The organism is Pseudomonas frederiksbergensis, assembly GCF_001874645.1.
In the GTDB taxonomy this organism is placed as follows: domain Bacteria; phylum Pseudomonadota; class Gammaproteobacteria; order Pseudomonadales; family Pseudomonadaceae; genus Aquipseudomonas; species Aquipseudomonas frederiksbergensis_B.
Map to the genome: position 1 here is coordinate 726,830 of NZ_CP017886.1, position 12,688 is coordinate 739,517.

The window sequence follows — 12,688 nt, forward strand, 5'->3', positions numbered from 1 at the left end:
CCATATCCACATGAGCGTGCGCGGTGTGCTGAGAGCCTTCAAAAAACGGCAGCTGACCGGCATGCTCCGCTGAGACGATGGCCGCAAGTGCAACACCGACGAAACTCGCGAGCATCTGTGTGAGTGTCTAGCCTGGGGCAAAGAGGTGCCGCCGTTCGGAGCGCAGCGCGAGGGTTTCGATTTCAGCGGTAAGGGGTGCCCAGGGCACCCCTTGTAAACGTAAATCAGAACAACGATTGCCAGGGATAAGCTGTGAACCAATCGAGCAGCAGGTAGAGCAACTTGATCAGTTGATCTGCAATCAATTGCAGCAGCAGGTCCGCGAAGAGCTTGGCGTGAAAAATCGAGGAGTCACGCAAATCTCACGCACATGAAAAAGCCCAACCTTTTCAGATTGGGCTAAGTCATTGAAAAATATGGTCGGGACGGAGTGATTCGAACACTCGACCCCTAGCACCCCATGCTAGTGCGCTACCGGACTGCGCTACGCCCCGACTAGGCGTGAAACCCGTTCCTCATCTCGAGGAACGCTCAAGAATATATCGCAAGCTTTTGAAAACTGGAAGTATTTAAAAGCAGGAATTTATTTCTTGAGTACCACCAGAACATCTTCAAGTTCGGCGATCATCTGGCGGATCATTTGCTTGTATTGGGTGGTGTCGTCTTTGGCCTCATCGCCGGAAAGGCGCAGGCGCGCTCCACCGATGGTGAACCCCTGGTCGTACAGCAACGCGCGGATCTGCCGGATCATCAGCACATCCTGGCGCTGATAGTACCGGCGATTTCCGCGGCGCTTGACGGGGTTGAGTTGAGGAAACTCCTGCTCCCAGTAGCGCAGCACGTGCGGTTTTACCGCACAAAGCTCGCTAACTTCACCGATGGTGAAGTAGCGTTTGCCTGGAATGACGGGAAGCTCGTCGTTATGACTTGGTTCCAGCATAAGCCTCAACTCGGGCCTTCAACTTCTGCCCTGGACGAAAGGTGACCACACGGCGAGCCGTGATCGGGATTTCTTCTCCCGTTTTCGGATTGCGGCCAGGCCGCTGGCGTTTGTCCCGAAGGTCGAAGTTGCCGAAGCCGGACAACTTCACCTGCTCGTTGTCTTCAAGAGCGTGCCTGATTTCTTCAAAAAACAGTTCGACCAATTCCTTGGCCTCCCGTTTATTCAGGCCCAGCTCTTCATACAGACGTTCCGCCATCTCAGCTTTCGTCAAAGCCCCCATACGTCACTTCCTTAACGTGGCGTTCAACCTTTGTTCGAGCGAGGTGAGGATGTTTTGCGTCGTGGTATTCACCTCATCGTCATTAAGAGTGCGCGATGGATGCTGCCAGGTCAAGCCAACTGCAAGGCTTTTTCTATGCGGATCAATACCTTTACCCTGATACACGTCAAATAGCCTGAGGTCCGTCAGCCATTCGCCTGCATTTTCACGGATTACGTCCAGTACAGCACTGGCTGCAACGTCTTTGTCTGCCAGCAACGCAAGGTCACGACGTACTTCAGGAAAGCGCGACAACTCGCTGAATTTTGGCATTTTGCCCAATGCCACTTCGGCCAGAACCAGCTCGAAAACGAAGACCGGACGGTCGAGGCCGAGGGTTTTCGACAATTCAGGGTGGATAGCGCCGACGTAACCGACTACGCGACCTTCACGCTCGATACGTGCGGTTTGACCCGGGTGCAACGCAGGGTGGCTGCCCGGCACGAACGTGAACGCGTCCAGTGCACCGGCAAAGCCCAGCACTGCTTCCACGTCGGCTTTGACGTCGAAGAAGTCCACGGTATCGCGACCTTGGGCCCAGCCTTCCGGCAGACGGCTGCCGCAGACCACACCGGCCAGCATCGGCTCTTGCTTCAGGCCTTCCAGCTGACCGACGAAGCGCAGGCCGCTTTCGAACAGACGGACGCGGTCCTGTTGACGGTTCAGGTTGTGCTGAAGCGCCTTGACCAGACCCGGCCACAGGGACGAGCGCATGGCGGCCATGTCGTTGGAAATCGGGTTGGCCAGCAACAGAGGCTCAACGCCCGGACTGAACAGCTCAAACTGTTTCGGATCGATGAAGCTGTAAGTGATCGCTTCCTGGTAACCACGAGCCACCAGCAGACGGCGCAGCTCAGGCAGATCGCTACGCGCCTCAGCCTTGGCTTGCGGTGCCAGACGGGCTTGCGGGTAGCGAACCGGCAGACGGTTGTAACCGTACAGACGGGCCAGCTCTTCGATCAGGTCGACTTCCAGGCTGATATCGAAGCGATGGCTTGGCACTTCTACGCGCCACTGCCCTGCCCCGTCCGCGGAAATCTTCAGACCCAAAGCGCTGAGCAGACGCTCGACTTCGGCCGAATCCATTTCCATACCCAGCATCTGGGTGATGCGCTGGGCACGCAGAGTCACCGGCGCAATCGACGGCAGGTGCTGCTCGCTGACGGTTTCGATGATCGGGCCAGCTTCACCACCGGTGATTTCCAGCAGCAGGCCAGTGGCGCGCTCCATGGCTTCACGGGCCAGTTGCCAGTCCACGCCACGCTCGTAGCGGTGCGAGGCGTCGGTGTGCAGGCCATAGGAACGGGCCTTGCCAGCGACGGCGATCTGATCGAAGAACGCGCTTTCCAGGAATACATCGCGAGTGGTCGCGGAAACACCGCTGTGCTCGCCACCCATCACGCCAGCAATCGCCAGGGCGCGGGAGTGGTCGGCAATCACCAGCGTATCGCTACGCAGGCTGACTTCCTGACCGTCGAGCAGCACCAGCTTCTCGCCTTCTTCGGCCATGCGCACACGGATGCCGCCGTTGATTTCGGCGAGATCGAAAGCGTGCAGCGGTTGACCCAGCTCCAGCATCACGTAGTTGGTGATGTCGACAGCAGCGTCGATGCTGCGCACGTCAGCGCGACGCAGACGCTCGACCATCCACAGCGGCGTAGGCCTGGACAGGTCGACGTTACGGATCACGCGACCCAGGTAACGCGGGCAAGCGGCGGGTGCCAGTACCTCAACCGAACGCACTTCATCGTGCACGGCTGGCACGATCGCAACGACCGGGCGTGTGACTTCGGCAGCATAGAGCGCACCGACTTCACGGGCCAGACCGGCCAGGGACAGGCAGTCGCCGCGGTTCGGGGTCAGGTCGACTTCGATGCTGGCGTCGTCCAGGCTCAGGTACTCACGAATGTCCTGACCGACCGGCGCATCAGCCGGCAATTCCATCAGACCGTCGTTGCCTTCACCGACTTGCAGTTCGGCTTGCGAGCACAGCATGCCGTTGGATTCAACGCCACGCAGCTTGGCCTTCTTGATTTTGAAGTCGCCTGGCAGTTCGGCACCGATCATCGCGAACGGGATCTTCAAGCCCGGGCGCACGTTTGGTGCACCGCATACCACCTGGAAGGTCTCCGAGCCACTACTGACCTGGCAAACGCGCAGCTTGTCAGCGTCCGGGTGCTGCTCGGTGCTCAGCACCTCGCCAACAACTACACCACTGAATTCACCGGCGGCCGGCGTAACGCTATCGACCTCAAGACCGGCCATCGACAGACGAGCAACCAGCTCGTCGCGACTTACCTGCGGGCTTACCCAGCCGCGCAGCCATTGTTCACTGAATTTCATCCTGCTCTCCTAAGAATTCGTTACGACTAGCGAAATTGCGCGAGGAACCGCAAGTCGTTGTCGAAGAACAGACGCAAGTCGTTCACGCCGTAACGCAGCATGGCCAGACGTTCAACGCCCATGCCGAAGGCAAAGCCCGAAAACTCTTCCGGGTCAATCCCGGACATACGCAGCACGTTCGGGTGAACCATGCCGCAGCCCATTACTTCCAACCAGCCAGTCTGCTTGCAGACGCGGCAGCCTTTGCCGCTGCACATCACGCATTCCATGTCGACTTCAGCGGATGGCTCGGTGAACGGGAAATACGAAGGGCGGAAACGCACGGCCAGCTCTTTTTCGAAGAACACGCGCAGGAACTCTTCGATGGTCCCTTTCAGGTCGGCGAAATTGATGTCGCGATCGACCAGCAGGCCTTCGACCTGGTGAAACATCGGCGAGTGGGTGATATCCGAGTCGCTACGATAGACACGGCCTGGGCAGACGATGCGGATCGGCGGCTGTTTCGATTCCATGGTGCGGACCTGTACCGGAGAGGTATGGGTGCGCAGCAACATGTTGGCATTGAAATAGAAGGTGTCATGCATCGAACGGGCCGGGTGATGGCCTGGGATGTTGAGCGCCTCGAAGTTGTGATAATCGTCTTCGACCTCAGGGCCTTCGGCGATGCCGTAGCCAATATGGGTGAAGAACTGTTCGATACGTTCCAGAGTGCGGGTAACCGGATGCAGGCCACCCGAGGTCTGACCACGGCCAGGCAGGGTCACGTCAATGGACTCGGCGGACAGTTTGGCGGCCAGATCAGCCTCTTCAAACAGTGCCTTGCGTGCATTGAGAACCTCTGTGACACGCTCCTTGGCAACGTTGATCAGGGCGCCGACTTGCGGACGCTCCTCTGCCGGCAAATTCCCCAGGGTCTTCATCACCTGAGTCAATTCACCTTTTTTGCCAAGGTAGTGAACCCGGATTTGCTCCAGGGCATTGATATCTTCAGCGCTTTGCACAGCCTCTAGTGCTTGAGAGACCAGCGCATCCAGGTTTTCCATGTACAGACTCCAGATACAAAATAGGGGAAGAGCTTGAAGGCTCTTCCCCTATTTATGACGTTTAACACCTGGGCCCACAGAGGTGAGCCCGGGTGACTGTCGGGGGTACTTAAGCCAAGGTGGCTTTAGCTTTCTCGACAATCGCAGCAAACGCCGCTTTTTCGTTCACTGCCAGATCAGCCAGAACCTTACGGTCGATCTCGATGGACGCTTTTTTCAGGCCAGCGATGAAACGGCTGTAGGACAGACCGTTGATACGTGCACCAGCGTTGATACGAGCGATCCACAGAGCGCGGAACTGACGTTTTTTCTGACGACGGTCACGGTAGGCGTATTGGCCTGCCTTGATTACCGCTTGCTTGGCAACACGGAATACGCGCGAGCGAGCGCCGTAGTAGCCTTTAGCAAGTTTCAGAATTTTTTTGTGACGTTTACGGGCAATGACGCCACGCTTTACACGAGCCATGAGTTACTTCCTCTATTCTTAACCAAAAATTAACGAAGGCGCAGCATGCGCTCGACTTTTGCCACGTCGCACGGAGCAAGCAAGCTGCTACCGCGCAGTTGACGCTTACGCTTGGTCGACATTTTGGTCAGGATGTGGCTCTTGAAAGCGTGCTTGTGCTTGATACCGTTAGCAGTTTTCAGAAACCGCTTAGCAGCACCACTTTTAGTTTTCATCTTTGGCATGTTCGGATACTCCGCATTCAGTTGATAAACATAATCGCAAGGCCTGCCGTGCCCTGTTGATTACTTCTTCTTTTTCGGGGCGATGACCATGATCAGCTGGCGTCCTTCCATCTTAGGATGCTGTTCGACCGAACCGTACTCGAGCAGGTCACCTTCAACCCGCTTGAGGAGTTCCATCCCCAGCTCCTGGTGGGCCATCTCACGGCCGCGGAATCGCAAGGATACCTTGGCCCTGTCCCCATCACTCAGGAAACGTACCAGGTTGCGCAGTTTTACCTGGTAATCCCCTTCCTCCGTCCCTGGACGAAACTTGATTTCTTTAACCTGAATCTGCTTCTGGTTTTTCTTCGCTGCAGCTACCTGTTTCTTCTTTTCGAAGATCGATTTGCCGTAGTCCATCACGCGGCAAACAGGCGGTATTGCGTCGGCAGAAATTTCCACCAAATCCAGTTTGGACTCTTCAGCAATACGAAGCGCTTCATCAATCGAGACGATGCCAATCTGCTCGCCGTCAGCGCCAATTAACCGAACCTCGCGTGCCGAGATATTCTCGTTGATCGGGGCTTTCGGTGCAGCTCGTTTATCTTGTCTCATTTCACGCTTAATAATAATTACTCCGAATCTGGGCGACCACGCCGGGAAACCGCTTGCGCGAGGAACTCAGCGAACTGGGCGACGGGCATCGAGCCCAGGTCAGCACCTTCACGAGTACGCACAGCGACAGTCTGCATCTCGACTTCCCGATCTCCAATAACCAAGAGATAGGGAACCTTGAGCAACGTATGCTCGCGGATTTTAAAGCCGATCTTTTCATTTCTCAAGTCAGACTTGGCACGAAAACCGCTTTGATTGAGAGTTTTTTCAACTTCAGCGGCAAAATCTGCCTGTTTATCAGTGATATTCATGATCACTGCCTGAGTCGGAGCCAGCCACGCAGGGAACGCGCCCTCGTAATGCTCGATCAGAATCCCGACGAAACGCTCGAAGGAACCCAGGATCGCCCGGTGCAACATAACCGGGTGCTTGCGACTGTTGTCTTCGGAGACGTATTCGGCTCCCAGACGGATTGGCAGGTTAAAATCGAGTTGCAAGGTACCACATTGCCAAACACGACCGAGGCAATCTTTTAGCGAGAACTCGATTTTCGGACCGTAGAAAGCCCCCTCACCTGGCTGCAGATCGTACGGCAGGCCCGCACTATCAAGGGCTGCGGCCAGCGCGGATTCTGCGCGATCCCACAATTCATCGGAGCCAACGCGTTTTTCCGGACGAGTGGACAGCTTCATTTCGACGTCTGTAAAGCCGAAATCGGCGTAGACATCCATGGTCAGCTTGATGAACGCGGCGGATTCGGCCTGCATCTGCTCTTCAGTGCAGAAGATGTGTGCATCGTCCTGGGTGAACGCACGCACACGCATGATGCCGTGCAGCGCACCGGACGGCTCGTTACGGTGGCAAGCACCAAACTCGGCCAGACGCATCGGCAGTTCGCGGTAGCTTTTCAGACCCTGATTGAACACTTGCACGTGGCAAGGGCAATTCATTGGCTTGATCGCGTAGTCGCGGCTTTCCGACTGCGTGGTGAACATGTTCTCGGCGTAGTTGGCCCAGTGCCCGGATTTCTCCCACAGGCTAACGTCTACCACCTGCGGAGTCTTGATCTCCAGATAGCCGTTTTCACGCTGAACCTGGCGCATGTACTGCTCGAGCACCTGGTACAGGGTCCAGCCGTTCGGGTGCCAGAAAACCATGCCCGGCGCTTCTTCCTGGGTATGGAACAGGCCGAGACGCTTGCCGATCTTGCGATGGTCGCGTTTTTCAGCTTCTTCGATACGCTGGATGTAAGCCGCCAGTTGCTTCTTGTCAGCCCAAGCAGTGCCATAAACGCGCTGCAACTGCTCGTTTTTGGCATCGCCGCGCCAGTAGGCGCCGGACAGCTTGGTCAGCTTGAAGGATTTCAGGAAGCGGGTGTTCGGCACGTGCGGACCGCGGCACATGTCGACGTATTCTTCGTGATAATACAGGCCCATGGCCTGCTCGTTCGGCATGTCTTCGACCAGGCGCAACTTGTAGTCTTCGCCACGACGGGTGAACACGTCGATCACTTCCGCGCGCGGAGTGACTTTCTTGATGACGTCGTAATCTTTTTCGATCAGCAGGTGCATGCGCTGTTCGATCGCCGCCAGGTCGTCCGGAGTGAAAGGACGCTCATAGGCGATATCGTAATAAAAGCCTTCATCGATGACCGGACCGATCACCATTTTCGCCGTCGGGTATAGCTGCTTGACCGCATGTCCAATCAGGTGGGCGCAAGAGTGGCGAATGATCTCCAGCCCCTCGTGATCCTTCGGCGTGATGATCTGCAGGGTGGCATCACCGGTGATCAGGTCACTGGCGTCGACCAGCTTGCCGTCGACCTTGCCGGCCACGGTGGCCTTGGCCAGACCTGCACCGATGGATGCGGCGACCTCGGCTACGGAAACCGGATGATCGAAGGAACGTTGACTGCCGTCGGGAAGAGTAATAGTGGGCATGGCGCCTCCTCTCCTAGTGGTGACCCCTACCAAAGGTCACGTGGGTTGGGATGAGCAGCCAGTACGCGATTCAGTCCAGGCCATTCAATAATGAACGCTTGCCTTACAGCGGCAGGAGCCTTGCGGCCAACCGGGAACCGAACCAGAGTGACTGGAGATCAAATCAGGGTTATTCAGGTATTTACCGCCACTGGAGAACAGATCATCCAGAGCCTGAAAATACCCAAGCGCTGGATCCTAGCACAGATGAACGGTCATCGCCGCGACCTTGTTTCGGCAACGCCGAATTCAGGGCTTTTGCATCAAAAAGTGAACTTGAGATGTACGGCTCACCTCAAATAGGCTGAGAATCGCCACACATTATCGACCTCACGGAGTTCCAGTTATGCGTCTTATCCGCCTTATCGCCCTTGCCTCCCCACTGGTAATGCTGCTCCCGCTGAGCGCGCAGGCTGCCTGGCCTGCCGGGGTTCGCGAAAGCTATATGAAGGATTGCGTTTCCGCCGCCAGTCAGAGCGTCGACCAGAAGTCCGCCGAAATGCATTGCGCCTGTGGCGCGGACAAGCTGAACGAGAAGTTTACAACTGCCGAAATCGGCGAGCTGATGAGCAAGACGAAACAGCCAAGTGCGGAGCTGCGGACCAAGGCACTGGACGCTATTCAGGAATGCAGGGTCAAGAAATAAGCCGCTGCGGGGCTAAAAACACCGGCCCTGCCGAGTAGAAAACAGCTGAAAAACCACTATTTCAGACAAATTACGCAGCTTTTACAGCTTTTTTTACAGGACGCGTATCTGGCTACAACCCTTTGAAACCGGGGCTTTCAGCCATATACATCGACAAAAAACAGGCGATACGAAGGCAAACAGCACGTCCGGGGGGCTCCCAAATCGAACATTTCGACTATGATACTCCGGTGTGCCCAGTTGGCCTGAGCAGCACAGTACTACTGAAAATATATGTTTCTTGGAGATACACCATGTCTAATCGCCAAACCGGCACCGTTAAATGGTTCAACGATGAAAAAGGCTTCGGCTTCATCACTCCTCAAGGTGGCGGTGACGACCTGTTCGTACACTTCAAAGCTATCGAAAGCGACGGTTTCAAAAGCCTGAAAGAAGGCCAAACCGTTTCCTTCGTGGCTGAGAAAGGCCAAAAGGGTATGCAAGCTGCACAAGTTCGCCCAGAGTAATTTCCAGGCGCACTAAAAAAACCCCGTCCATGTGACGGGGTTTTTTATGGGCGCAACAAAAGCCTGACGCGATCAGCCGCAGTTGACGCGGGTAATTACCAGGTTGGCGTCGGTGTTGAGGTTCAAGCGATCCGAACGGTATTCCAGAGTGATCATATCGTTGGGCCTGAGGACTCGCGCAGTCTGCGACCCGGAGCGCGTACGGGCCTGTTCCAGCAACTCTGGCGAAGCCTTTTTGCCAATGGTGAATTCGGCAGCCTTTGCCTCACAGCGGCCGCTACCGACCCCGGCTACCACAGGTTCTTTTGCCGACTCGGAGGTACTGCTGCAACCCGCCAACATGACAGCGGCCAGCAAAGTACCCAATGACGCGAGCTTCCAAGGCATGACGCCTCCTTTTCTATAGTTGAGCTGAATTCGTGCGACAGCCGTTTGGGCGCTTGGTTTCATGGCCACTGCCATCCCCGCCGTCAAAACCGTCAAGCACGCCAGTTTGCCTGAGCTATCACGCACTATTCAGCGCGCAATCGTGACTGAATATGAGCGGGTTCAGTAGATATCGATGTAATCAAAGGGTGGTTTCGGCCAATTCTCCTTCAACGCGTTGAATATCTGCATGACCCAGACCTCATCACTGGCGGCAACCAACCCCACGTATCCGGAGCCCTTGGCCCACGTTTCAAGGCGAAACAGCAGCCCGTCGATATCCGTTCCGCCGACGACACCCGACGAAATGTAGGCAATACCTGTCTTGGTGACCCGCAACTGGGTGTGCGTATCGTCGCTCGCAGATGCCAGCAGCTGGCGCACTGCCTCAAGCGTCAAGCCGTCCGGGGTATTCAAATCGATCTGCACAGCACTTTCCTTGAAATCTACAAAGCCCAAGTGTCGCATAGCCCTCCGTTCATGCCTAAGTCGGAGTGCCAAAAGCTGCGCAAGGTGGTTAACTCAATACACAGACTTCCCCAACTCGCGAGACACTCATGACCACCGTGACCATCGACGCCGATATCAAAGTCAGCTGGCCCCAAGGCCACAGTTCTTACAGCCCCAGCAGCCCGGAAGAGTTGGCAATCATTGGCATAGACCTGCTGGTCAAAGACCTGGGCACGAAAGCCGCTCAACAGTTCATCGAGCAGGTATTCGAGAAGTACCCCATCGACGACATGGGCACACCCCACACAGAAAGGGAGTAAAACCCCGCAGGCGGGCACCTGCAGGGGGGCAAGGCTTACTTGAGACGGGCGAGACGCGCCGTCAGCAAGTCAAAAAAGCCCTGAGCATCGCCGTTCGCGACCCAGAACGCATTCTTCGGGGCTTTCAGGCCGTCGTACCAGTCAACGATGGTCTGGCCAAAGGTTGGCCCTTCGCGACTGTCGACCACCACATTCACCGCTCGACCGGTAAACAGTTCAGGCTTGAGCAGGTACGCGATCACTGTGGCGTCATGCACCGGACCACCTGGAATACCGTAGTGCTCCATGTCGCCTTTGACGTATTCGTTGAGAATGTCGCCCACCAGTTTGCTGGCGTTATTGTTCAACGCGGCAATCTGCTTCAGGCGAGCGTCACTGGTCAGAATCTTGTGGGTGACATCCAGCGGCAGATAGGTCAGCTTGACGCCGCTTTTGAGGACCACTTCAGCCGCCTGCGGATCGGCGAACAGATTGAACTCGGCCACCGGGGTAATGTTGCCGCCGTTGAAGTGCGCGCCGCCCATGATCACCACTTCCTTGATGCCTTGGGTGATTTCCGGATCCTGAATCAGCGCCAACGCCAGGTTGGTCTGTGGCCCGAGCATCGCGATGGTGATGCTATGAGGTTTGGCCGCGCGCAAGGTGTCGATCAGGTAATTGACCGCATCGCCTTTGGCCAGACCTTTCTTCGGCTCATGCACTGTGACGCCCGACAGGCCTTCCTTACCGTGAATATTCTCGGCATAGATCGGGGTGCGCATCAGCGGTTTCGGTGCGCCCGCATAGACCGGCACCTCTTCACGCCCTGCCCACTCGCGGGCCAGCCGCGCATTACGTGAGGTTTTGTCCAGGCGCACATTACCGGCAACGGTAGTCAGTGCGCGAATGTTCAGTTCTTCGGGCGATGCCAAGGCAAACAGCAGCGCCACGACGTCGTCGGCACCCGGATCGGTGTCGATGATCAGATCAATCTTTTCCGCCGCGTGGGCGCCTGTAGCGGTGAGCAAGGACAAAAGCAGCAGACTCCGGATCAGATGATGCAGTCGTTGAGCATAGCGTTGCATAGCGCACTCCTTGTGCGAGGGTAAATCGAATCGGGATATAGCGGACTAGAACGTTACCCCTGCTACCAGCACGATATTGCAGTACGGCTGACATTCGCCCGTACGAACAATCGCCCGCGCCTGTCGGCTGAGGAGTTTGAATTCGTCATGACTCAGCAACCGCCGCTGCCCCAACGCAGCATTGGCCGTCAGCTCGTCGATCGCCCGCAGCGCCAGCGGTTGCTTGAGCAGGATTTCTTCGGCCAGCACATGGTTTTCCACCTGCATTTCACTCAGCACAACGTGCAAGGTACTGACAAAATCCGGAATGCCTTGGGTCAACGCCAGGTCGATCAGCTCAACCCCGGGCGGCACCGGCAGACCGGCGTCGCCAATCACCACCATGTCGCCATGGCCCAGAGAGGCAATCAGTCGCGACAACGCGATATTGAGCAAGGGTGTTTTTTTCATGATGCTTTGAAGGCCTGTACGTCTGACAAGGAAGGAATCGAGGGTTGCGCACCGGCCCGCGTCACCGACAAGGCTGCCGCGACCTGACCAAAACGAATGGCCTCGGCTTCGCTTTTGCCAGAGGCCAATGCCGCGGCAAAACCGCCGACAAAGGTGTCGCCAGCCGCGGTGGTGTCGACTGCCTTGACCTTGGGCGCCGGAAAATGCTCAACACTCTGTCCGCTGGCGAATAATGAACCCTGGGGACCCAACGTGATGATGACCTTGCCGGCACCGGCGGCGATCAATCGGCTCGCGGCCAGCTCGGCGCTCTCCAGAGAGTCCACCGGCAAACCGCTCAGGGCCGAAGCTTCGCTTTCATTGGGGATCAGATAATCGATCGACGAATACCAGTCGGCCGGTAATGGACTGGTAGCTGGCGCCGGATTCAGGATCACCGTCTTGCCCAGCTCACGACCGCGCGTGAGGACATAACCGACCGTTTGCATCGGCACTTCAAGCTGACAGATGATCACGTCGGCGGCCATTAGCACCGTATCGAACCCGGCGACTACATCAGGCGTCAGCAGACCGTTGGCGCCCGCAACGATGACAATCGCATTCTGGCTGTTGTCATCGACCACGATCAGCGCCACACCGCTGGAACCCTCGACCGAAGTCAGCGCCTGGCAATCAATCTGTTCTGCCTGCAGTGCAGCACGCAACTGCTCGCCATAAGCGTCCTCCCCCACACAACCGATCATCGACACCTGCGCACCCAGCCGGGCAGACGCGACCGCCTGATTAGCGCCCTTGCCGCCCGACACGGTGGCAAACGACTCGCCATGCAGCGTTTCTCCGGCACGTGGCAGCCGCTGGGCACGGGTCACCAGGTCCATGTTCAAACTGCCTACCACCACTACTTTTGCTGGCATA

The 12,688-nt window shown here is 56.8% G+C and carries 17 protein-coding genes and 1 tRNA gene; 3 read left to right on the forward strand and 15 right to left on the reverse strand.

The features are described 5' to 3' along the window. Positions 1-224: 224 nt before the first annotated feature. The 10 genes from BLL42_RS30750 to thrS all read right to left on the reverse strand — a co-directional run bounded on the left by BLL42_RS30750 (position 225) and on the right by thrS (position 7,872). The gene (locus BLL42_RS30750) at positions 225-359 is read right to left on the reverse strand and encodes a hypothetical protein (protein WP_269086205.1); all 135 of its coding nucleotides are present in this window, start codon (positions 357-359) and stop codon (positions 225-227) included. A 58-nt stretch (positions 360-417) separates the two neighbouring features. After that, positions 418-494 (reverse strand) — tRNA-Pro (locus BLL42_RS03575). A gap of 89 nt (positions 495-583) precedes the next feature. Next, positions 584-940 (reverse strand): MerR family transcriptional regulator, encoded by a 357-nt coding sequence (locus BLL42_RS03580; RefSeq protein WP_003179985.1) that lies wholly within the window; start codon positions 938-940, stop codon positions 584-586. Continuing rightward, complete coding sequence (gene ihfA / locus BLL42_RS03585) at positions 921-1,223, reverse strand: integration host factor subunit alpha (protein ID WP_002553164.1); 303 nt, start codon at positions 1,221-1,223, stop codon at positions 921-923. The genes BLL42_RS03580 and ihfA overlap by 20 nt, the downstream gene beginning before the upstream one ends. Positions 1,224-1,226: 3 nt before the next feature. Then, complete coding sequence (pheT, locus tag BLL42_RS03590) at positions 1,227-3,605, reverse strand: phenylalanine--tRNA ligase subunit beta (RefSeq protein WP_071550819.1); 2,379 nt, start codon at positions 3,603-3,605, stop codon at positions 1,227-1,229. Positions 3,606-3,631: 26 nt separating this feature from the next. Continuing rightward, positions 3,632-4,648 carry a phenylalanine--tRNA ligase subunit alpha gene (gene pheS / locus BLL42_RS03595; RefSeq protein ID WP_007905876.1) on the reverse strand — a complete coding sequence of 339 codons (1,017 nt, stop codon included), beginning with the start codon at positions 4,646-4,648 and terminating at the stop codon, positions 3,632-3,634. A gap of 109 nt (positions 4,649-4,757) precedes the next feature. Continuing rightward, positions 4,758-5,114 (reverse strand): 50S ribosomal protein L20, encoded by a 357-nt coding sequence (rplT, locus tag BLL42_RS03600; RefSeq protein WP_007905879.1) that lies wholly within the window; start codon positions 5,112-5,114, stop codon positions 4,758-4,760. 29 nt (positions 5,115-5,143) lie between these two features. Then, the gene (rpmI, locus tag BLL42_RS03605; protein ID WP_008145659.1) at positions 5,144-5,338 is read right to left on the reverse strand and encodes a 50S ribosomal protein L35; all 195 of its coding nucleotides are present in this window, start codon (positions 5,336-5,338) and stop codon (positions 5,144-5,146) included. A gap of 60 nt (positions 5,339-5,398) precedes the next feature. Then, a complete protein-coding gene (gene infC, locus BLL42_RS03610; RefSeq protein ID WP_172979313.1) occupies positions 5,399-5,950 on the reverse strand; it encodes a translation initiation factor IF-3 in 552 nt (183 codons plus the stop codon). After that, positions 5,950-7,872, reverse strand: a complete 1,923-nt coding sequence (gene thrS / locus BLL42_RS03615; RefSeq protein WP_071550820.1) for a threonine--tRNA ligase — start codon at positions 7,870-7,872, stop codon at positions 5,950-5,952. Before thrS ends, infC begins: the two co-directional genes overlap by 1 nt. Before the next feature lie 385 nt (positions 7,873-8,257). On the opposite strand from thrS, the gene BLL42_RS03620 reads away from it, so the two are divergent. Both BLL42_RS03620 and BLL42_RS03625 read left to right on the forward strand, forming a co-directional pair. Continuing rightward, entirely contained in the window at positions 8,258-8,557 is a 300-nt protein-coding gene (locus BLL42_RS03620) for a hypothetical protein (protein ID WP_071550821.1), read from the forward strand. A 293-nt stretch (positions 8,558-8,850) separates the two neighbouring features. Continuing rightward, positions 8,851-9,063 (forward strand): cold-shock protein, encoded by a 213-nt coding sequence (locus BLL42_RS03625; RefSeq protein WP_003179963.1) that lies wholly within the window; start codon positions 8,851-8,853, stop codon positions 9,061-9,063. 72 nt (positions 9,064-9,135) lie between these two features. Here the strand turns inward: BLL42_RS03625 and BLL42_RS03630 are convergent, their stop codons facing one another. Both BLL42_RS03630 and BLL42_RS03635 read right to left on the reverse strand, forming a co-directional pair. Continuing rightward, positions 9,136-9,450 (reverse strand): I78 family peptidase inhibitor, encoded by a 315-nt coding sequence (locus BLL42_RS03630; protein WP_071550822.1) that lies wholly within the window; start codon positions 9,448-9,450, stop codon positions 9,136-9,138. A 162-nt stretch (positions 9,451-9,612) separates the two neighbouring features. Continuing rightward, positions 9,613-9,918 carry a hypothetical protein gene (locus BLL42_RS03635; protein WP_071555695.1) on the reverse strand — a complete coding sequence of 102 codons (306 nt, stop codon included), beginning with the start codon at positions 9,916-9,918 and terminating at the stop codon, positions 9,613-9,615. Between the two features lie 128 nt (positions 9,919-10,046). Between BLL42_RS03635 and BLL42_RS03640 the strand changes: the two genes are divergently transcribed. Next, positions 10,047-10,259, forward strand: coding sequence for a hypothetical protein (locus tag BLL42_RS03640; RefSeq protein WP_071550823.1), 213 nt, complete (start codon positions 10,047-10,049; stop codon positions 10,257-10,259). A gap of 35 nt (positions 10,260-10,294) precedes the next feature. Here BLL42_RS03640 and BLL42_RS03645 read toward each other — a convergent pair whose 3' ends face one another. From BLL42_RS03645 to rbsK, 3 genes are read right to left on the reverse strand one after another with little or no spacing between them, the layout of a single operon-like run. Next, positions 10,295-11,323 (reverse strand): nucleoside hydrolase, encoded by a 1,029-nt coding sequence (locus BLL42_RS03645; protein ID WP_071550824.1) that lies wholly within the window; start codon positions 11,321-11,323, stop codon positions 10,295-10,297. Between the two features lie 45 nt (positions 11,324-11,368). Continuing rightward, positions 11,369-11,773 (reverse strand): D-ribose pyranase, encoded by a 405-nt coding sequence (gene rbsD / locus BLL42_RS03650; RefSeq protein WP_071550825.1) that lies wholly within the window; start codon positions 11,771-11,773, stop codon positions 11,369-11,371. Continuing rightward, a complete protein-coding gene (gene rbsK, locus BLL42_RS03655; RefSeq protein WP_071550826.1) occupies positions 11,770-12,687 on the reverse strand; it encodes a ribokinase in 918 nt (305 codons plus the stop codon). The genes rbsD and rbsK overlap by 4 nt, the downstream gene beginning before the upstream one ends. Position 12,688 lies beyond the last annotated feature (1 nt).